The organism is Teichococcus aerophilus, assembly GCF_014490485.1.
Taxonomy (GTDB): domain Bacteria; phylum Pseudomonadota; class Alphaproteobacteria; order Acetobacterales; family Acetobacteraceae; genus Pseudoroseomonas; species Pseudoroseomonas aerophila.
Genome location: NZ_JACTVA010000044.1, coordinates 16,697 through 37,302, shown reverse-complemented (window position 1 = coordinate 37,302; position 20,606 = coordinate 16,697). Strand labels below are relative to the sequence as shown.

At 70.5% G+C, this 20,606-nt stretch carries 17 protein-coding genes; 5 read left to right on the top strand and 12 right to left on the bottom strand.

The features are described 5' to 3' along the window. Nucleotides 1–127: 127 nt before the first annotated feature. The 4 genes from rpsU to IBL26_RS26000 all read left to right on the top strand — a co-directional run bounded on the left by rpsU (nt 128) and on the right by IBL26_RS26000 (nt 4,936). On the top strand, nt 128–331 hold the full coding sequence (gene rpsU, locus IBL26_RS25790; protein WP_007006360.1) for a 30S ribosomal protein S21: 204 nt from the start codon (nt 128–130) through the stop codon (nt 329–331). Between the two features lie 191 nt (nt 332–522). Then, entirely contained in the window at nt 523–1,683 is a 1,161-nt protein-coding gene (locus IBL26_RS19560) for an efflux RND transporter periplasmic adaptor subunit (protein ID WP_241749577.1), read from the top strand. Nucleotides 1,684–1,691: 8 nt separating this feature from the next. Then, nucleotides 1,692–4,778 carry an efflux RND transporter permease subunit gene (locus IBL26_RS19555; protein ID WP_187786192.1) on the top strand — a complete coding sequence of 1,029 codons (3,087 nt, stop codon included), beginning with the start codon at nt 1,692–1,694 and terminating at the stop codon, nt 4,776–4,778. 26 nt (nt 4,779–4,804) lie between these two features. After that, entirely contained in the window at nt 4,805–4,936 is a 132-nt protein-coding gene (locus tag IBL26_RS26000) for a hypothetical protein (protein WP_277817342.1), read from the top strand. A 110-nt stretch (nt 4,937–5,046) separates the two neighbouring features. On the opposite strand, the gene IBL26_RS19550 is transcribed toward IBL26_RS26000, so the two are convergent. Together IBL26_RS19550 and IBL26_RS19545 are read right to left on the bottom strand one after the other, a co-directional pair. Further along, nucleotides 5,047–6,447 carry an MFS transporter gene (locus IBL26_RS19550; protein WP_367615469.1) on the bottom strand — a complete coding sequence of 467 codons (1,401 nt, stop codon included), beginning with the start codon at nt 6,445–6,447 and terminating at the stop codon, nt 5,047–5,049. 143 nt (nt 6,448–6,590) lie between these two features. After that, nucleotides 6,591–8,024 (bottom strand): AMP-binding protein, encoded by a 1,434-nt coding sequence (locus IBL26_RS19545; RefSeq protein WP_187786191.1) that lies wholly within the window; start codon nt 8,022–8,024, stop codon nt 6,591–6,593. Nucleotides 8,025–8,655: 631 nt separating this feature from the next. Here IBL26_RS19545 and ggt point away from each other — a divergent pair. Beyond that, the gene (ggt, locus tag IBL26_RS19540) at nt 8,656–10,344 is read left to right on the top strand and encodes a gamma-glutamyltransferase (RefSeq protein ID WP_187786190.1); all 1,689 of its coding nucleotides are present in this window, start codon (nt 8,656–8,658) and stop codon (nt 10,342–10,344) included. A gap of 531 nt (nt 10,345–10,875) precedes the next feature. On the opposite strand, the gene IBL26_RS19535 is transcribed toward ggt, so the two are convergent. The 10 genes from IBL26_RS19535 to IBL26_RS19490 form a co-directional block, all read right to left on the bottom strand. Then, nucleotides 10,876–11,115: a hypothetical protein gene (locus tag IBL26_RS19535; RefSeq protein ID WP_120641068.1), complete on the bottom strand. Its 240-nt coding sequence runs from the start codon at nt 11,113–11,115 to the stop codon at nt 10,876–10,878. An 84-nt stretch (nt 11,116–11,199) separates the two neighbouring features. Then, the gene (locus tag IBL26_RS19530; RefSeq protein ID WP_187786189.1) at nt 11,200–11,598 is read right to left on the bottom strand and encodes a flagellar biosynthesis regulator FlaF; all 399 of its coding nucleotides are present in this window, start codon (nt 11,596–11,598) and stop codon (nt 11,200–11,202) included. Next, nucleotides 11,586–12,002, bottom strand: coding sequence for a flagellar biosynthesis repressor FlbT (locus IBL26_RS19525; RefSeq protein WP_187786188.1), 417 nt, complete (start codon nt 12,000–12,002; stop codon nt 11,586–11,588). The genes IBL26_RS19530 and IBL26_RS19525 overlap by 13 nt, the downstream gene beginning before the upstream one ends. A 678-nt stretch (nt 12,003–12,680) precedes the next feature. Further along, nucleotides 12,681–13,880: a methyltransferase gene (locus IBL26_RS25995; protein ID WP_187786187.1), complete on the bottom strand. Its 1,200-nt coding sequence runs from the start codon at nt 13,878–13,880 to the stop codon at nt 12,681–12,683. Nucleotides 13,881–14,004: 124 nt separating this feature from the next. After that, complete coding sequence (locus IBL26_RS19515) at nt 14,005–15,675, bottom strand: formate--tetrahydrofolate ligase (RefSeq protein WP_187786186.1); 1,671 nt, start codon at nt 15,673–15,675, stop codon at nt 14,005–14,007. A 68-nt stretch (nt 15,676–15,743) separates the two neighbouring features. Continuing rightward, nucleotides 15,744–16,427, bottom strand: a complete 684-nt coding sequence (locus tag IBL26_RS19510) for a hypothetical protein (RefSeq protein WP_187786185.1) — start codon at nt 16,425–16,427, stop codon at nt 15,744–15,746. Nucleotides 16,428–16,888: 461 nt separating this feature from the next. Next, entirely contained in the window at nt 16,889–17,512 is a 624-nt protein-coding gene (locus tag IBL26_RS19505; protein WP_187786184.1) for a hypothetical protein, read from the bottom strand. 14 nt (nt 17,513–17,526) lie between these two features. After that, nucleotides 17,527–18,549 (bottom strand): MlaD family protein, encoded by a 1,023-nt coding sequence (locus IBL26_RS19500; RefSeq protein WP_187786183.1) that lies wholly within the window; start codon nt 18,547–18,549, stop codon nt 17,527–17,529. A gap of 5 nt (nt 18,550–18,554) precedes the next feature. After that, nucleotides 18,555–19,268, bottom strand: coding sequence for an ABC transporter ATP-binding protein (locus tag IBL26_RS19495; RefSeq protein WP_194443661.1), 714 nt, complete (start codon nt 19,266–19,268; stop codon nt 18,555–18,557). A gap of 245 nt (nt 19,269–19,513) precedes the next feature. Next, the gene (locus IBL26_RS19490; RefSeq protein WP_194443660.1) at nt 19,514–20,602 is read right to left on the bottom strand and encodes an ABC transporter permease; all 1,089 of its coding nucleotides are present in this window, start codon (nt 20,600–20,602) and stop codon (nt 19,514–19,516) included. Nucleotides 20,603–20,606 lie beyond the last annotated feature (4 nt).

Below are 20,606 nucleotides of genomic sequence, written 5' to 3'. Positions count from 1 at the left end.
CCATGCCCATGCTAACAGGGCACCCCTGCACGGATGGAGCCGGTGTCTTGCCGGCCGATCCGTGCTGTTCGTATTCAATCCGGCATTCATCGGCTGCCGGGACCAGGCAAAGAGGATACCGCACAGCGTGCAGGTCGTCGTTCGGGATAACAATATCGATCAGGCCCTCAAGGCCCTCAAGAAGAAGCTGCAGCGCGAAGGCGTCTTCCGCGAGATGAAGCTGCGCCGGCACTACGAGAAGCCGTCTGAGCGCCGCGCCCGCGAGGCCGCCGAGGCCGTTCGCCGCGCCCGCAAGGTCGAGCGCAAGCGCCTGGAGCGCGAGGGCTTCTGATCTGTCCGCCGGCCCCGGCCGGCGGAAGCAAGGTTGCCGATGACCGCGGGGTGGGCCTCCTGGCCCACCATCCGCGGTTTCGTCGTTTTGCGCGCCCGATTGTAATGGCAGCGCTTACGATCCTCGCGAAATAGTTACAGAATGTAACGGCGCCTATGCCGCAACGCAGCCAAGGCTTAATGCCATGGGGCATGAAGGCATCGCGCGCGTTGACGTCATCCATGCTGCTGGCTGCCCTGCTGGGCACCGGCCTGACCGTTGCTGTCCCTGGCCAGCCACAGGCCCAGCAAAGCAACGCCCCCGCCGGCCTGCCGGTGGTGACCAGCCCCGCCCAGCGGGGGCCGATGCCGCTGGAGATCACCGCCAACGGCAATGTGGTGGCTGAGGCCACCGTCTCCATCCGCAGCCGCGTTGATGGACAGATCCGCGAAGTCCATGTCGAGGAAGGCCAGCGCGTCCGGCGCGGCCAGGTGCTGTTCACTCTCGACTCCCGCATGGCCGAGGCGCAGTTGGCCCAGCAGGAAGCCCAGCTGGTACGGGACCGCGCCCTGGCCGCCCGCGCCCGCGCCGACGCCACCCGCTACGCCTCCCTGCGCGGGGAAGGCTTCACCGCCACCCAGCGGTATGAGCAGGCCCAGGCCGACGCCGCCACCGCCGACGCCAACGTCAAGGCGACCGAGGCGCTGATGACGCAGACGCGCCTGACCATCGACTACGCCACCATCCGCGCCGAGGCCGATGGCCGCCTGGGCGCCCTGCCCGTCACCGCCGGCAACCTGGTGCGCGGCAGCGAGGGCACGGCGCTGGGCACCATCACCCAGACCGACCCGATCCAGGTGCAGTTCTCGGTGCCCGAGCGCTGGCTGCCGGAAATCCAGGAAGCCATGGCTGGTATCACGCCGCCCAGCGTCACCGCCCGCGCGCCTGGGGACCGCCACCCCCCCGCCCGGGGCCAGTTGGTGTTCGTGGACAGCCAGGTCGACTCGACCTCCGGCACCATCCAGCTTAAGGCGCGCTTCACCAACCCCGAGAACCAGCTTTGGCCCGGCCAGTACGTGAACGTGGTGCTGGTGCCGCGCGTCGAGCCGCAGGCGATCAGCGTGCCGGTGCAGGCGGTGCAGACCGGCAGCGACGGCCGCTACATCTATGTGGTGGATGCCGAGAGCCGGGCCCGCCGTCGGGTGGTCCAGATGCAGCGCGTCGTCTCCGGCCGCGCCGTGATCGCGGCGGAGATCCAGGCGGGCGATAAAGTGGTCGTCGAAGGCGCGCAGATCCTCTCGGACGGTGCCCGCGTGGCCGAGCGTAACCCGAACCCGCAGCAGAACGGCGCCCCTCCGCGCCCGCAGAGCTAGGCCCCGCCATGCACATCTCGGAACTCTGCATCCGCCGGCCCGTGATGACGGGGCTGCTGGCCATGGCGGCGGTGCTCGCCGGCGTCGTGGCCTATTTCCAGATGCCCGTGGCCGCCATGCCCCGCGTGGACTTCCCGGTCATCACCGTCTCCGCCAGCTTCCCCGGCGCCAGCCCGGAGACCATGGCGAACTCGGTGGCGCTGCCGCTGGAGCGTGAGTTCTCGACCATCGCCGGCATCGACCAGATGTCCTCGATCAGCGGCCAGGGTACGCTGCAGCTGACGCTGCAATTCGTGCTGGGCCGCAGCATCGATGCCGCGGCGCTGGACGTACAGTCCGCCCTCTCCCGCGCTCAGCGGCGCCTGCCGGCGGAGATGACCAGCCCGCCCAGCTTCCGCAAATCCAACCCGGCCGACGCGCCGGTGGTGCTGCTGAACCTGCGCGGCGGCGACGTGCCGCTCTACCGGCTGAACGAGGTCGCCTCGGTCATCATCTCGCCCGCCCTCTCCCGCATCCAGGGCGTGTCCCAGGTGCAGACCTATGGCGAGCAGAAATACGCCGTGCGCGTGCAGCTGGACCCGGACCGCGTGGCCGCCATGGGCTTTGGCTTCGATGAGGCGCAGCGCGCCATCGCCGCCGCCAATGGCAACACCCCCGTCGGCACGCTGGACGGCCCGCGCCAGCAACTGACGCTGCGTGCCAACGACCAATTGCAGGACGCGCAGGAATTCGGCGGCCTCGTCATCGGCGGCCGCCCCAACGCCCCCATCCGCGTGCGCGACGTCGCGCGCGTGCAGGACGGGGTGGAGGACAACCGCCGCGCCGCCTGGATGAACGGCGCCCGGGGCCTGACCCTGGCCGTGCAGCGCCAGCCGGATGCCAATACGGTCGATGTGGTGGACGCCGTGCGCGCCGCCCTGCCCGGCCTCGCCGCCGCCCTGCCGCCGGGTGCCGAGCTGTCCGTGATGCTGGACCGCTCCGTCTCCATCCGCGATGCGGTGCATGACGTGCAGCACCACCTGCTGATCGCCATCGGGCTGGTGGTGCTGGTCATCTTCCTGTTCCTGCGGAAGATCTCGGCCACCATCATCCCCGGCATCGCCGTGCCCATCTCCCTGGCCGGTACCTTCGGCGTCATGTACGCGCTGGGCTACGGCATCGATAACATCACTCTGCTAGGCATGACGCTGGCCGTCGGCCTGGTGGTGGACGACGCCATCGTGATGCTGGAAGCCATCGTCCGGCACATGGAGGACGGGATGAAGCCCATGGCCGCCGCCATCCGCGGCGCCAAGGAAGTCGGCTTCACCATCATCTCCATCACCCTCTCGCTGGTGGCGGTGTTCCTGCCCATCCTGCTGATGGGCGGCGTGGTCGGCCGCGTGTTCAACGCCTTCGCCGCCACCGTCTCCCTCGCCGTCATCGTCTCCTGCGTCGTGTCCCTGACGCTGACGCCGCTGATGGCCAGCCGCCTGCCCGCCCACAGCAAGCCCAGCCGCTTCGATGCCTTCCTGGAGCGTGGCTTCCAGGCGGTGGAGGGCGGCTATGCCTGGATGCTGGATCTCAGCCTGCGCTTCCGCTCCGTCGTCTGGCTGGCCTTCATCGCCTCGGTTGGCCTCTCCGTCTGGCTGGCCATCACCATCCCCAAGGGCTTCTTCCCGATCGAGGATACCGGCCTGATCAGCGTCTCGACCGAGGGGCCGCAGGACACCTCCTTCGATGACATGAGCGCCCGGCAGGCGCGCATCGCCGAGATCATCAGCGCCAACCCTGCCGTGACCCAGGTGAACTCCAGCCTCGGCGTCGGCGGCGGCAGCGCCTCGATCAACCAGGGCCGCATGTTCGTGCAGCTCAAGCCGCGTGCCGAGCGTGCGGCGGTGATGGACGTGCTGCAGCAGCTGCGCCGCGCCACCGCCGGCCAGCCCGGCATGCGCGTCTTCCTCAACCCCATCCAGAACATCAGCTTCGGCGCCCGCCAGTCCCGCACCCTGTACCAGTACACGCTGCAGGGCCTGCGGGCGGACGAGCTGTATAGCTGGGCCCAGCGCATGGAGACCTCCCTGCGCCGCCTGCCCGGCCTGCAGGACGTGAACACCGACCTGCAGCTGCACGCGCCCATCATGTCCGTGAACGTGGACCGGGACCGCGCGGCCTCGCTCGGCGTCTCGGTGGACCAGGTACGGCAGGCGCTCTACTCCGCCTTCGGCGCCCGGCAGATCAGCACCATCTTCGGCGCGTCGGACAGCTACTCGGTCATCCTGGAAGCATTGCCGCGCGACCAGCAGGACGAGACCGGCCTGTCCAAGATCTACCTGCGCAGCAACACCGGCCGGCTGGTGCCGCTGGCCGGCATCGCCAGCATCACCCGCACCGTCGGCCCGCTGACGGTGGCCCACCAGGGCCAGCTGCCGGCGGTGACCATCGGCTTCAACACCGCCCCCGGCGTGGCGCTGGGCGATGCCACCCGCATGATCGGCGAGATGGAGCGCGAGCTGGGCCTGCCGCCCACCATCGTCTCCGGCTACGCCGGCACGGCGCAGATCTTCCAGCAGGCGCTGGCCGGCCAGGGGATGCTGCTTCTGGCCGCCATCCTGGTCGTCTATGTCGTGCTGGGCGTGTTGTACGAGAGCCTGATCCACCCGCTGACCATCCTCTCCGGCCTGCCGGCGGCGACGGTCGGCGCCCTGGCGACGCTCTGGCTGTTCGACCTCGACCTCTCGGTCATCGCCATCATCGGCGTGCTGCTGCTGATCGGGCTGGTGAAGAAGAACGCCATCATGGTGGTGGACGTCGCGATCGAACGGATGAAACTGGGGGATGAGCCGCTGGCCGCCGTGCGTCATGCCAGCGTGATCCGCTTCCGCCCGATCATGATGACGACGCTGGCCGCCGCCGCCGGCATCGTGCCCATCGCGGCCGGCTGGGGCACCGCCGCCGAACTGCGGCAGCCGCTGGGCTTGGCCGTGCTGGGTGGCCTCGCCGTCTCCCAGGCCCTGACGCTGTTCGTGACGCCGGTGCTGTTCCTGGCCTTCGAAGGCCTTTCCCGCCGCTTCAACCGCCGCAGCAGCGACCACGCGGTGGCTCCGGCGGAATAAGCCGCGCCGGGCGTTCCCGGCGCGGCGTGGCCAACGTCGTCGGCAAGGTAGCGGGGACTTGGCTGTCCTTCGCGGCGCTGGAGACCATCGTCATCGCCGTCGTGCTGTTCGGCGGCATCGCGGCGGTGCTGATCACCCTGATCGTGGTGCGGGGGTAGCGCCTGACGGCTTGAGGCGGGATCCCCGAAAAGCCTGGATCATCCGATCAAACCAAGACGCAAAGCGGGGCGCGTGAACGAAAGGGAACGCACCCCATCCGGGCGGAGGCCTATTTCTTGCGCCGCCCCGTCACCACCCCTTCTCCCGCATCCGCCGGCAGGCGGATGGAGAGCGGGGCGGAAAGCAGCATCAGCAGCGCCGCCACCAGGAAGCCCAGGCTGAAATCCGGCATCTCGGCCGAGGCGCGACCGGACAGGGCAACGCTGGATTGCAGCACCGCCGCCGCCACCGCCACGCCCAGCGCCAGGGAAAGCTGCTGCGCCGTGCTGTAGAAGCTGGTGGCGGCGGAAAGCTTCTCAGTCGGCACGTCCGCATAGGCCAGGGTGTTGGTGGTGGTGAAATGCAGGCTGCGGAACAGCCCGCCCACCAGCAGCACCATGAACACCGCGATCATCGGCCAGCCGGGGCGGAAGGCGGCGCAGAACGCCACCGTCAGCGCCGCGCACACCGCGTTCCAGATCAGCACGTTGCGGAAGCCGATCAGCCGCAGCGCGAATTGCGCCATCGGCTTCATCGCGAAGGCGCCCAGCGCCGTGGCGAAGCTGACCATGCCGCTCTGCGAAGCACTGGACCCGAAGCCGAGCTGCAGTGAGAGCGGCACCAGGAACGGCACCATGCCGGCACCGACGCGGAAGGCCGTGCCCGCCACCACCGTGATCTTGAAGCCCGGCACCTGGAGCAGGCTGAAATCCAGCGCCGGGTTCTTCACCCGCAGGCAGTGCCGCACCGCCAGCACCACCAGCACCACGCCCAGTAGCAACACCGCCTCCGGTATCCAGGCAGGCACGAGGCCACGGCCCAGCGTCTCGAAGGTGAACATCAGGCAGGCCAGCGCGGAGCCGACCAGCGCCAGCCCCGGCACGTCCGGCGGCGGCGGCAGGCTCTTCGGCAGGGTGGGAATGATGCGCCATACCAGCAGCAGCCCCAGCACCCCCACCGGCAGGTTGATCCAGAACACGGCGCGCCAGGAGACGAGGTCGGTGAGGAAGCCCCCCACCGGCGGCCCCATCACCGGCCCCAGCAGGGCGGGCATGGAGAGCCAGGTGGTCGCCGTCAGCAACTCATCCTTCTTCACCCGCCGCAGCAGCAGCAGGCGGCCCACCGGCACCATCATGGCGCCGCCCAGGCCCTGCAGCACCCGCGCCGCCACCATCTCCGCCAACCCATGGGCCAGCCCGCAGAGGCCGGAGGCGATGGTGAAGGTGGCGATGGCCGTCATGAAGACCTGCTTCGCCCCGAAGCGATCTGCCATCCAGCCGCTGAGTGGGATGAACACCGTCAGCGCCACCAGGTAGGAAGTGATGGCCACGCCCATGGTCAGCGGGTCTTCGCCCAGGTCCCGCGCCATGGCGGGCAGTGCGGTGGCGACCACGGTGCTGTCCAGGTTCTGCATGAACAGCGCGCTGGCGACGATGGCGGCGACCAGCCTGGCATCCGGGTTGCGGGCCACGGGAGGCGGCGGGGGCGAGGCAGGCTGCGGTGCGCCCGAAGGCGCCGAGTCGGGGAGCGGTTGATCCTGGGGCACGGCCGGAGGTTACGCCCCGCCCCGCGGCTCGGCCACCGGGGCCGCCCCCCGTGGGCCATGAGCGGCGCTCATGCCTCCGCGGCCAGCAACGCGGCGGCGGCGTTGGCCAGCGCCGGTGGCTCGGGCAACTGCTCGACCACCGCCAGACGCACCGGTACGCGCGCCGGAGCCAATGCCTGCCGGCACAGCGCGGTCAGGGCGCCGGTATCCAGCGCCGCTTCGGCCACCGGGCGCAGGAAGCCCACCAGCGCCCCGGCGGGCGGCGAGGCGGTGATCGCCACCGCCTCCACTCCCGGCTGGCGCGAGAGGAAGCGCGCCGCATCGCCCGGCTGCACGCACAGGTCATCCAGCCAGAACGGCGCATCCGCCAGCGGCTCGCCCAGGGTGAAGCCGCCGCCTTCCAGCGTGGCGGGCAGGCCAGTGGCCAGGAAGCCGTCCGGCAAGCCCTCGCCGGCCTCCTCCCCGAGCCAGCCGGTCAGCAGGCTTGGCGAGCGGATCTCCAGCCCCGTGCCCATACGCAATTCGGCCGGCGCCACCGGCAGCAGCGTGCCGCCATCCGCGATGGCGAACAGGCCCTGCGTCTCCGCCGTTCCCCACACCTGCCGCATCGGCAGGGCCAGCTCCGCCGGCACGGCGCCGCTGCAGCCGACCAGCCCTAGCGCGCCATAGGGCCGGCGTGCCGCCAGCGGCGCCAGTGCCGCCAGCACCGCCGGCCAGCCCAGCAGATGCGTGGCGCCATGGGCGCGGGCCAGCGCGTCGGCCGCGGCGGCGCCGTCTTCCTCCTGGCACAGCAGCCGGGCGCCGCTGAGCAGGGCGGCCATCATCGCCGCCATTCCGGTCGGCGTCGCGACCGGCAAGGCTGGCAGCACGGCCGAGCGCCCTGCCTCCAGCCCCAGCTGTTCCGCCACAGCGCGGGCATGGCTGGCCACGGCCTGCTGGCTGTGCAGTGCCAGGCGCCCGCCGGTGGCCGGCAGCGCCAGCCAGGCAGCCTCGGCCTGGGCGTCGTCATCCTCCCGCTCCGGCATCGCATCCAGGCTCTGCCAGCGCAGCACCGGCGGGCCGGCCAGGCTCTCCACCCCGCCCGCATCCAGCCCGACGATGAAGCGCAGCGGCGCGCGCACATCCGGCAGCGCCGCCGCCAGCCTGTCCGGCAACACCGCCTCGCCATGGCCCCAATGCGTCGCCACCGCGCTGACCCGGGCGCGGGACAACAATGCGGCGATATCCTCTACCCCAAAGCGTGGGTCCAACGGCACCGCGATGGCGGACAGCCGCGCCAGCGCCAGCAGCAGAATGGCGGCCTCGGCCCGGTTGGGCAGCAGCAGCGCCACCCGGTCCCCCGGGCCGATGCCCTGGCGGGACAGCCCCTCGGCCACCCGGCGGGTGGCGGCAGCGAAAGCGGCGTAGCTCAGCGGCGGGCGGCTCAGGCTGGCAATGGCGACGGCATCCGGCCGCTCCTTCGCCTCGGTCTCCAACAGGAAGGGTATCGAGGCGGCGCTCATCGCCCGCCTTCCGCCCGCTGGTGAACCCGATGGATCTTGCCGCTCCGCTCCCGCACGTCCCGCCGCCTCCTGCAATCATTGATGGGGGGCCTTGTCTCTGCCGTACTTGGCGGCATGACGCCAGCCATGGGGAAGCGCTTTTCCGGTTCCGCTGTTGTCGGCTGAGGGGAGGCGGAAGGCCGGGGAAAGAATTCCCCAGCCCCTATCTTTTTCGGGTTTTTCGGGCCTGGCTGTTGGTGGGGCAGGACCGGAGAGACGGCTGGGTGCGCCAGACCTGCGGCGACTGGTCAGCTCGCATGGTCCATTTTAAAAATCATCAGGAGCGTCCGCTCACCACTCCAAGCGCCACGCCAAACCCGCAGAGAGAAAAGATGGGGTCCGGGGAATTCTTTCCCCGGCCTTCCGCCTACCGTCCCCGCCCAGCACCAAAATCAAGCGCCGCTCCCATTCCCCCGCCCCCGCCGGGTGGACAATCGCCCGTGGCGGGGCGAGCCTGCTGCCCTTCCTGTCGGTGCCCACCGTGTCCGCGCCGCTTCCTGGCGGCCGTTGCGCCCTGGGCGGTGCCCGACAGCCGCCACCTGTTCGCGCCCACTTCGCGCCCATTGGGCGCCGCCTGTGAAGGATACGCAGCTTGACCGACTGGAAAACCCGCGCTGGCAGCAGCTTTGCCCTGGAGAAGGGTCCGGCCCGGGGCAGCAAGGGCATGGTCGTCACCAACCATCCCGTCGCCTCCGCCGCGGGGTCCGAGATGCTGCTGGGGGGTGGCAATGCCATCGACGCCGCCATCGCAGCGCTGTTCACCCTGACGGTGGTGGAGCCGATGATGGTCGGCCCGCTGGGCGGCGGCGTGGCGCATATCCGGCTGGCCGATGGCCGTCACCTGGTGCTGGACGGGCTTTCCACCGCGCCCCTGGCCGCGCGGGGGGACATGTACCGCACCGTCAGCGACACCCTGCCCGATTACCAGGAGACGGTGGACCGGGAGAACAATATCGGCGTGCTGGCCATGGCGGTGCCCGGCGCCCTGGCCGGCTGGTGCAAGGCGCTGGCCGACCACGGCACCCTGCCTTTGGCCGAGGTGCTGCGCCCGGCCATCCGCGCCGCCAGTGAGGGCTTCCGCGTCACCGCCTACCTGGCCGGCGCGATCACCGACGGCAAGGCGGAGCTGGCGCGGGACCCCGGCCTGGCCGCGACCTTCCTGCCGGGCGGCGAGGTCCCGGCGGTGGGCAGCCTGCTGAAGCAGCCGGAGCTGGCCGAGTCGCTGCGGCTGATCGCGGCGGAAGGCCCGAAGGCGCTGTATGGCGGCGCCATCGGCCGGGCGCTGGCGGCGCATATGGCGGCCAGCGGCGGCCTGATCACCATGGCCGACCTGGAGGCCTTCGAGGTGATCGAGCGGGAGCCGATCCGTGGTGAGTATCGTGGCTTCGAGGTCCTGGCCCCGCCGCCGCCCTCATCCTCCGGCGTGCACATGACACAGATGCTGAATGTGCTGGAGGGCTACGACATCGCCGGCCTCGGCTTCGGCACGGCGGAGACCATCCACCTGCTGGCCGAGTCGCTGAAGCTGGCCTTCGCCGACCGCGCCGTCGCCACCGCCGACCCCGCCTTCGTGAAGGTGCCGGTGGAGCGTCTGACCTCCAAGGACTATGCCGCCGAACGCCGCGCCCTGCTGAAGCTGGATGCGGCGCAGGACTGGGCGCCGGGCGTGCCGCCGGCCGAATCGGCCAACACCACGCATGTCACGGTGGCGGATTCGCTCGGCAACGTCGTCGCCACCACCCAGACCATCAACAGCCTGTTCGGGGCGCGCTTCAGCATTCCGGGTACCGGGCTGATCGCCAACAACTACATGTTCAACTTCGACCCGCACCCGAACACCGCGCTCTCGGTCGAGCCCGGCAAGCGGGTCTTCACCTCCATGGCGCCGTCGATCGTGCTGAAGGACGGCAAGCCCGCCTTCGCGCTGGGGCTGCCGGGCGGCCTGCGCATCTTCGGCTCCGCCATGCAGGCGATCATCAACCTGATCGACCACGGCATGGACCTGCAGGACGCGGTAGAGGCACCCCGCATCTGGACCCAGGGCCACACGCTGGAACTGGAACCCACCGTTTCGGCCGAAACCGAAGCCGGCCTGCAGGCGCGCGGCCACAAGACGGTGCGCCCGAAGCATATCGGCGGCGGGATGGGCGCCATCCGCTTCCTGCCGGACGGCGCGCTGGAAGGCGCCGCCTGCTGGCGGGCGGACGGCACGCCGGTCGGCATCGCCGGCGGGCTGGCGCGGCCGGATGTGCGCTTCAATCCTGAGGTGGGGCGGCGTTGAGCCAGGGCTGCCCTTTTCGGGTGGGGTGAGAAGGCCGGGGAAGGAATTCCCCGGGCCCCTTCTTTCTTTTTGCGGTGAGTGCGGAGGTGGCGGCGGCGGTTGGGTTCCAGCGGGCTGCGGCTGTCTGGCGGGTAGGCCTGCCAAGGCATCAAAGCAGGCGGCGCCAGCGGGTGACCCATTCCACTGAAGCGTGATCGTCGCAGGGCGAGCAGGTCCACGACTGCACCGTGCCATCGGCACAGGTTTAGGGGCTAGCTACCGCATCCCTCAGTGTCGGACCTGCTTTCCGGCAAAACGGCTTGGCAAAGGGCCATCCGCGCGACCGTGACAGGCGCTGATCATGCTCGGCGGGATAACGCCCTCCGGGACCGTTGGCCGCCTGTTCGCCCCGGACGGCGACGCCCCTGCCGACACTCACTCGCGACATCAGGCGCCAACCAGCAAACAGGCATAGAAAAAGGCCACGCCCAGGGATGGGGGTGGCCTTCGTCGTAAAATCCTGAACCGATAGCCGGCGTCAGCACCCGGAGGTTACGGGCACTCGCACCCATTGGTCGGGCTGGTCTCGCCGCGCACCAGATGGTGGTCGATCCATTCGGACACCAGCCGCCGCGCCTCGTTCACCGAAGCCTCAGGGTGGTGGATTCGGTACAAGGCGGTACAGGCACGGAACGACGACAGGTCGTCATTACCGGTCTCGCGGAGTTCACGATACGCCGTCACCACCGCCCGCTCGCACCGGCGGGTGATGTGGCTGAAGTCGTTGCCCATACAACCATTCTCCTGCGTTGCGAAGGAATTGAGAATCGCTCGCAACTCGTCCCGACGGTTTTATAGGCTCATCTGAATGGACGTTCAAGTTTCGAGTGGCCGACCGTCCTCGTCCAGGGGCATGGCGGCGTCCCACCCGTAACGGGGCGCAAGGCCATCGGCGATCTGATCATTCAGGTTGATCAGCATCTCCAGGTTGGGACTCGGCGCCCGCAATTCCTTCAACACAGCCAGCCCCAGGCGGGACAGGCTGAGGCGCAGGGACTCGGACAAACCACAATCCGGCCGCGCCACCGCCGCCCCCACCGCCAGCCACAACCGCCTGGCATCCGCCAGGGCACGCTGGCGGGCCTGCCCATCCGTCATCTCCAGCGCCGGGACACCGTGGCCCGGCCGCACCTGCCGCAGATGGGCGCTGACGGCGCGGAACAGCGCCGCTTCCCGCATCCGGGTGTCGGAACCATCGGCGTTCAGGCCACGCATGCCGCGCCGCTTTCCACGGTGGCGGATTCGTCTTCCTGGCGCATCAGGCGCCGCACCAGCTTCAGCGCCTCGTAGCACTCATCGGCCTCGGCGGCGGCCAGCGCGCGGGTCACCGCATCCTTCGCGGCCTCGGCCACGTCCTGGCTGCGGTATTCGGCCACCAGGTCCCGGGCCAATGCCAGCCCGCCCTGCCGTTCCTCCCCATTGCCGACATAGGCTGTCTGCAAGGCGAAATAGATGCGGCGGACCGGCGTGGTCGCCGCCTCCGCGGGCAGGATCTGCTTGCCGAACAGGAAGCGCGCCCGGCTGGTCAGTTCCACGCGGGTGCGGCTGCGGAAGCGGATGGGCGCGCCATTGACGATCAGCATATCGCCATGGCGCAGTTCAAGGACGAGGGTGCTCATTGGGCATTCGGGCTTTCCGGCTAGGGACGGGTGGCACCCGGGCCATCAGCCGGCTGCCACCTTGCGGGGTCAGGGTCAGGCTTGGCATCGGCGCATCGCGGGGCCAGGCCATGGCCGGTGGCAGCGCCACCGCACGGCATCATGGGAACAGCGAATCGGGACGCTGCCGGCGCCGGCCCCACCCTTCCCCACCTGCCGCCCAGGGCGGCCTGCCTCGCGATCTGTCCCAGGGTCAGGGATTCCCCTCATCCAGCGGGCAATGCGGCCCGGTCGCTCCCGCATCATGCGGCTGCGTCACATTCGGGGATGAGAGTTAAGGCAACATGAACCTGTGTGGCGCCAAGCCTTCACGCCCTCGGCATAGCCTTTTGGGATTCAGTCAGGGTTGGCGATGCTGGGTTGAAAGGAAGGCCGGGGAAGGAATTCCCCGGACCCCCTTCTTTTCTTTCTGTGAGTTTGGCGTGCCGCTTCGGGACTGAGAGCGGGACGCGGCCTGATGATTTTATAAGGAGGCCGCGCGGGCTGAGCCCTCAGTCGCCGGAGGTCCATGACCTCCGGCGCACACTGCCGTCCCTCAGAACCGCCGCATCCAACAGCACGCCCGGTAGAACTCGAAAAAAAGAAGGGGTCCGGGGAATCCCTTCCCCGGCCTTCCCCCCTCACAGGAGAAGACCACCGTCACCCCTGCCGGCGCAGCACCCATAGCATCCCAGCCACCGCCTGCCCCTGTTCCTGCCGCAGCACGCAATCCTGCTCCGCCAGGACGGACAGCCCTGCCCCGGCGAACAGACCGCGCAGATGCGCCGGCTGGTGGCGGTAGCGCAGCCCGGGGCCAAGGGCGAAGGGCGCCACCTCGCCCACCTCCACGCTGAAGGCGGCGGTGCCGCCTTGGGCCAGTGCGGCGGCCAGGGCTGGCAGCACCGGAGCCAGGTCGCCCAGGTAGTTCAGCACGTCGGCCGCCACGATCAGGTCCCAGGCGCCTGGCTGGCGCGGCAGGGCGTCCAGCAGGTCGGTCTCATGCAGCGCGTGATAGAGGCCGCGCGCTCGCGCCGCCGCCAGCATGCGGGGCGAGAGGTCCAGCCCCTCCAGCCGCGCGGCGAAGGGGGCCAGCGCGACGCCGGAAAGTCCGGTGCCACAGCCGAGATCCAGCACTCGCAGGCTGCTATCGACGGCGATCCCGGAATCCCGCAGCAGCTCGGCCAGTGCGGCGGGGGTGCGGTAGCCGAGGCGCCCGGTCAGGTCGTCATCGAAGCGCGGGGCGTATTGGTCGAACAGGTCGCGCACATAGGCGGCGGGCGCGCGGTCGGGCGCCGGGGCGGCACCCAGCGCGGCCAGCAGGAAACCCGCCTGCCCGGCCAGGGCCGGGTCGGCCGCGGCATTCCGGGCATGGATGGCGGCTTCCTCCCGCAGCCCGGCCTCGCGGCAGGCATGGGCCAGGGCCAGTTGCGCCTCGGCGGCGGCCGGGTGCAGCGCCACGGCCTGCCGCAGCGGCACCAAAGCCTCCCCGGTGCGGCCCAGCGCGGCCAGCGCCTGCCCCAGGTTGCGCAGGCTGACGGCGTCCGTAGGCCGCGCGGCCACGGTGGCGCGCAGGGTGGCCACGGCCTCGTCCAGCCGCCCGGCCTCGGCCAGGGTGGCGCCGTGCGCCGCCAGGAAGACCGGTGCGCCCGGGTGCAGCGCCACGGCACGGCCAGTCAGCGCCAGCGCCGCTTTCAGGTCGCCCTGGGCACGGGCCAACTGGCCCAGCAGGTTCAGCGCATTGCCATCCGCCGGGCGCAGCGCCAGCACGCGGCGGTACAGCCGCCCGGCCTCGGCGGTATCGCCGGCCTGGTGCCGGGCCAGGCCTTGCCGCAGCAGCGCATCCGGGTCGGGCTTCGCCATGCGCGGGCTAGCCCCGTCCGGACCGGGGCAGGACAGTCACCCCACGACGGCGATGCCGCAGCCCGTGCGTCATCGCCAGGCGCACGGCGTCACGGCATCGCGGGGCGGCACGCATCCGGCCGGCCTAGAACAGCCCGTCGATGCGGCCATCCGCATCCAGGCCGATGCCTTCCGCCGCCGGGCGGCGCGGCAGGCCCGGCATGGTCATGATCTCCCCCGCGATCGCGACGACGAACTGCGCCCCGGCGGAAAGCCGCACCTCGCGCAGCGGCAGCACATGGCCTTCCGGCGCACCCAGCATCGTCGGGTCGGCACTGAAGGAATACTGCGTCTTGGCGATGCAGACCGGCACCTCGCCAAAGCCCGCTTCCTCGAACTTCCGCAGCTTCGCCGCCACCGGCGGCGGGATGCTGACGGCGGAGGCGTGATAGATCTCGCGTGCCACCGTCTCGATCTTTCCAGCCAGGGAGACGTGGTCGTTGTACAGCGGCTCGAACTTCGCGCGGCCGCTGGCGATCATCGCCTGCACGGCGCGGGCCAGTTCCTGCGCGCCCGCGGCGCCATCGCCCCAATGGGTGCAGAGAATGGCATCCACACCCAGCGCGCGCATCGCCGCCTGCACCGCTTCGATCTCCGCCTGCGTGTCGCTGACGAACTTGTTTAGTGCCACCACGACCGGCAGGCCAAATTTCTGCATGTTCTGCACATGCCGGCGCAGATTGGCGGTGCCGCGCGTCACCGCCGCCACATCCTCAGCCCCCAGCGCGGACTTGGCCACGCCACCATGCATCTTCAGTGCCCGCACCGTGGCGACGACGACGCAGGCGGCGGGCGAGAGCCCGGCCTGGCGGCACTTGATGTCCAGGAACTTCTCGGCGCCCAGGTCGGCGCCGAAGCCCGCCTCCGTTACCACCACGTCAGCCAGCTTCAATGCCAGCCGCGTGGCGATGACACTGTTGCAGCCATGGGCGATGTTGGCGAATGGCCCGCCATGCACCAGCGCCGGGCTGCCTTCCAGCGTCTGCACCAGGTTCGGCGCCAGCGCATCCCGCAACAGCGCTGCCATGGCGCCATCCGCCTTCAGGTCATGCGCCGTGATGGCGCGCCCATCCCGCGTATGCCCGACGATGATCCGCCCCAGCCGCCGCTGCAGGTCCGCGAGGTCGCGCGACAGGCAGAACACCGCCATGACTTCCGAGGCGACGGTGATGTCGAACCCATCCTCACGCGGGAAGCCGTTGGGCACGCCGCCGAGCCCGGCGGTGATGCTGCGCAACGCGCGGTCATTCATGTCGATGGCACGGCGCCAGACGATGCGGCGCGCATCCAGCCCCAGCTCGTTGCCCCAGTACAGGTGGTTGTCCACCATCGCCGCCAGCAGATTGTTGGCCGAGGTGATGGCGTGGAAATCGCCGGTGAAGTGAAGGTTGATCTCCTCCATCGGCAGCACTTGGGCATAACCGCCGCCGGTGGCGCCACCCTTCACGCCGAAGCACGGGCCGAGCGAAGGCTCGCGCAGCGCGATCATCGCGCGCGTGCCCAGGCTGTTCAGCGCATCGCCCAGCCCCACCGTCGTCGTGGTCTTGCCCTCGCCGGCCGGGGTGGGGCTGATGCCGGTCACCAGCACCAGGGCGCCATCCGGGCGGCTCTCCTGCGCCGTGACGAAATCCAGGCTGATCTTCGCCTTGTGGCGGCCATACGGCTCCAGCGCCGACTCAGGGATGCCAGCCTTCTCCGCGATCTCGCGGATCGGCCGGAGTTGCGCCGCGCGCGCGATCTCCAGGTCGGTCGCCATGCCGTGTCATCCCTGCTGCTGCCTGCGGCCGGCTTATCGCCCGGCGGCGAAAGCGGCAAGACAGTGCGTCAGCCAGACCGCCGCCCCGGCACCGCCAGCGCCGCCTGCGCACCCTGCGCCCGCACGCCGGCCGCCCCCAGCGTCACCGGCGGGTCCAGCAGGCTGACCGCCACGGCGTGCCAGCCGCCCTGCCGCCACGCCAGGTCCAGCCCAAAGCCGCCCACACCCCGTGCCACGCCGATATCCAGCGACATCGCGCCCCGCCCGGCCAGCACCGGCGCCTGCAGTGGCGGCGCCACGGCGCCCCCCAGCGGCACCACCGCCCCGCCCTGCCGCGCCACCGCCAGTTGCGCCAAGGCCCCGGGGTGGGCCAGGGCCGTGGCCATCTCCTCCGCCATTGCGCCCAGCAAAGCCTCCGCGGCGCTGCCACGCCCAGGTGCCGTCGCCGCCGCTTCCAGCCCTGCATGTCGCCGCAGCCCCGCCAGCAGGCCCGGCTGCGCTCCGCGCAGATCCACCTGCCGCAGCAAACCCGGCGCATCCTGCCGCAGCGCCAGCGCATACAGATTCAGCACCGGCCAGGCCGAGCCCGCCAGACACCCCAGCAGGAACACCACCGCCGCCAATACTGGCACAACAACCCGGCGCCACACGCCACGCCGCCGCCTCGGGGCACCCCGCTGCGCCTCCGGCTCAGGCTGCCGCGCCTCGTAGTCGTCCCAAACCTCGTCCCATGAATCGATGCTGCTCGACATGCGGCCGCCTCATGCTTCCCTGAATTCTCACACCGCGAGCGGATCAGGCATTTCGTCTCTGTTTTGAGACTAACGCGACGAAGGTTAGGGAGGGGTTAACAGCGCTGCGGCTGGCGGTTTTGTGTGACGCCGCGCTGCTGGTGGTGACCAGAGCATTCATCGGAGGACGCCAGCGAAAGAAAGGCTGGGGAATGAATTCCCCAGACCCCTTCTTTTTTCTGCAAATTTGGCATGACGCTGCAGACTGAGAGCGAACGCTGCTTAGCCATTTTGTAACTGGGTCGCGCGCGCTGAACCCTCAGCCGCCGGAGGTCTGAGACCTCTGGCGCCCTCAGCAGCCACGACGGCGAAACTCGAAAAAAGAGAAGATGGGGTCCGGGGAATTCCTTCCCCGGCTTTCCTTGTCTCCCAAACGCGATCAACTCCGAACACAGATCCAGTGTCGGAAGCCCGCCCCAGTTTCAGCGCACGAACGGCGCCAGCCCTTTCTCCAGCGCGCCCAGGGCGGCGGCGAAGGCAGCGTTCATGCCGGCGGCCACGGCGGCTGGCGGCAGGGTGGCGTCGGCGGCCACGGCGGGCAGCGCTGCGCGGCCGGTGACGGCAAGCTGGCGCACCAGCCGCGATTCGCCGTTCACGTCGCGCATCAGCACGGCGGAAAGCCCGGCGCGGGCTTCGCTTCGGCCGAGATCGGCCACCAGGCCGGTCAGTTCGCATTCCAGGGTGAAGTCGCTGGGCGCACGGGTGCCCTGGGCCACCACCGCACCGAACAGCCCGGACGCGGAGAGCCAGCGGCGCAGCGATTCCTCGGCCAGCTCGGCCGGGGGCGCGGTCCACTCGGCGTAGAAATCCACCACCTCGGTACCGTCGGCGCGGATGCTGCGCAGGCCGCGGGTTTCCATGCCCGGGGCCGCGCGCATCAGCCGCACCAGCAACACGCGGCGCCCGGCGCCGGCCGGCGGGCCGTTGCGGGTGGCGGTGAAGGGGAAGCGCAGCGTCTCCACATAGGGCCGGTCCGGCAACACGCTGCCGCAGGCGGCCAGACCGGCGGTCATGGGAAGGGCCAGCAGCAGGGCGCGTCGCTTCATCGGGGATTGCCTCATCAACGGTTGGGGGGTGGCGGCGGGGCGCCGAGGATGGCGGCGCCGGGCGCCCGGCGCAGCAACTCGGTGGTGTCGCGCAGGTTGCTGGCCACAGCGCGCAGGTCCCGCAGGATGGGCGCCAGGTCGGCGTTGGTATCCTGCGTCACGCCGCGCGCGGCGCGCACGGTGCCTTCCAGCGAGGCGATCGCACCCGGCAGGCGCGCCATGCTGGCCTTCAGGTCGTTCGCGGCGGCGGAGATGCTGGCCAGGGTACGGCGCATATCCTCGCCCCCAGTCAGCTGGTTCAGGTTGGTGGCGACGCTGCGCAGTTGCTGCATCGTGCCGGCGAGGTCCGCATCCACCACCGCCTGCCGCAGCGCCGTCAGCGTCTCGGCCGCCTCGTGGAAAGTGCGGGCGACGTCGCCGCCATTGCTGGTCTGCTCGCGCAGCGCGGAGGTCAGCCCGGCGACGTCGCTCATGATCTCCTCGATCGGCGCCTGCTGGATCCGCAGCATCACCTGCTCCGCCGCGTTCTGCACCTGCGCGACGGTGGAGGGGATGGAGGGGATAATCTGGTAGCGCGGCGTCCACGGCACAGGGCGCGGCGGGAAGCGCGTCGCGTCGACGAAATCCAGCTCGATATAGGAAACGCCCGTGATGCCCTGGCTGGAGAGCCGGGCACGCAGGCCGATCTCCACCGCCTTCACCACCGCGTCGTCGTCCTGCAGGTTAGTGCGGGCGGGGTCGACCGCGAAGCGCACCATCACCAGCTGGAAGGCGGCGATCGCCTCGGTCTGGGAAGCCGGACGGTAGGAGGCGTTGACCAGCCCCACCTCCGTCACCTGGCCGATGCGCACGCCGCGGTAGCGCACGGGGGCGCCGACCTCCAGCCCGGTCACGCTCTCGCTCAGATAGGTCTCGTAGGTCTCCGCCCCCTCGCCGAGCCGGCCGGAGGTGAGGAACAGGATGAAGCCGACGCCGAGCGCCAGCCCGAACAGGATGAGGGCGCCGACGCGGACATACAGGCTGCGGGATGTCGCCATGGTGTTTACATCGCCTCCCGGCGGAAGAAGGCGCGCACGGTGGGGTGCGTCGCGTGGTCGCGGAGTTCGCGGGGGTCGCCCTCGGCGATCATGCCCTTGGCCTGCTTGTCCAGCATGATGCAACGGTCCCCGATGGCCAGAATGCTCTGCAGTTCATGAGTCACCACCACGAAGGTGGTACCCAGGTCGCGCGCCAGGTCCTTGATGAGCTGGTCCAGCCCGGCGGAGGTGATGGGGTCGAGGCCCGCGCTGGGCTCGTCCAGGAACAGCACGGGCGGGTCCAGCGCCATGGCGCGGGCGATGCCGGCGCGCTTGGCCATGCCGCCGGAAATTTCCGCCGGCAGCCGGTTGGCGGCGTCCGAGAGGCCGACCAGCCCCAGCTTCACCCGCGCCACCTCCTCGCGCGCCGCGCGTGGTAGGCGGGTGTGCTCCTCCAGCGGCAGCATCACGTTCTCCAGCAGCGTCATGCTGCCGAACAGCGCGCCGGACTGCCACATGACGCCCAGCCGGGCCAGCAATTGCTTGCGGGAATCGCCGTCGGCGGCGTGCAGGTCCTCGCCCAGGATGGTGGTCTCGCCGGCTGTCGGCTCGTACAGCCCAATCATCAGCTTCAGCAGGGTGGACTTGCCGCAGCCGGAGCCGCCGAGGATAACGAACACCTCTCCCTTGGCCACCTGGAAGCTGACGTCGCGGAACAGCGTGTTGCTGCCGAAGGCCATGGCGACGCCCCGCGCCTCCACCACCGGGTCTTGCACCGTGCGGGTGGTGACATCCGGTGCATCGGCGCCGACAGGCGTGGCCGCGCCGGCGGCCCCGGCCTGCGCGGCCGTGCCTGCGGGCGCCCGGCCATCATTGTTCACCGGCGGCCTGCCGGCGTGGCCCGTGGGCGGCTTGCCGCCAGGGTTCACGGGTGGCGCTCCGCCGGGGTTCATGGGCGCCTGGCCATCGCGCGGCTGATCCATGCTCACCACCCCAACCGGAAGAACAGCACGGCGAACAGGCCATCCAGCAGCACGGTGGCGACGATGCCGCCCACCACGGCCGAGGTTGCCGCATCGCCCACCGCGCGCGGCCCTCGCCCGGCCGAAAGCCCGGCCCGGCAGCCGATACCGGCGATGACGAGGCCGAAGATCGCCGCCTTGCCCAGCCCGCCGGCCAGCGAGCCGAGGGTCAGCCATTGCTGCAGCTGGTTGATCACCAGCGCGCCCGGGAAGCCCAGGCTGCCCATGACGATACCCATGCCGACCAGCGCCGACAGGTTCATCACCAGCGCCAGCACCGGCATCACCAGCATGGCCGCCAGCAGGCGCGGCAGCACCAGCATGGTCACCGGGTCCACGCCCATGATGCGCAGCGCGTCCACTTCCTCGTTCACCGTCATGGTGCCGAGCTCGGCGGCGTAGGCGGAGCCGGTGCGGCCGGAGAGGATGATGGCGGCGATCAGCGGCCCCAGCTCCCGCACCGTGGAGACGCCGACCAGCGCGGGCACGAAGATCTCGGCGCCGAACTGCCGCATCGGGATGGAGGACTGGAAGGCGAGAATGACGCCGATCAGCGTGCCCAGCAGCACGGTCAGCGGGAAGGCGCGCAGCCCGGCCTCGTCCAGGTGGCGCAGCACGTCGGCGAAGCGCAGCCGGCGCGGGTGCAGCAGCACCGCCAGGCTGAGCACCACCGCCTCCCCCATGAAGCTGGCGCCGGCGCGCGCGGCCTTCAGCTTGCCGATGGCCCCGGCGCCGATGGCAGCCACGAAGGGCAGGCCCTTGCCCGGCCTCGCCGGCCGCGGCGCTGCCAGCGCATCCTGCGCCCGCTTCAGCACGGCGGTGACGGAGTCGCTGGCACCTTCCAGCCGCGCCTCCCCCGCCGCGTCCAGCACCAGCGCGGCACCGGTGGTGTCGAGCGCCGTGACAGCGGAGAGGTCGACCACGCCGGCCCCCTGCCCGGCCTTCACCATCGGGTTCCACAGCGGGCCGACGCGCGCCGTCGTCAGCTCGCCCCGCAACGCCAGGGTGTCCCCGTTGCGCTCGAAGCCCGGTTGCTCGGTCGCGTCCGTCATGCCT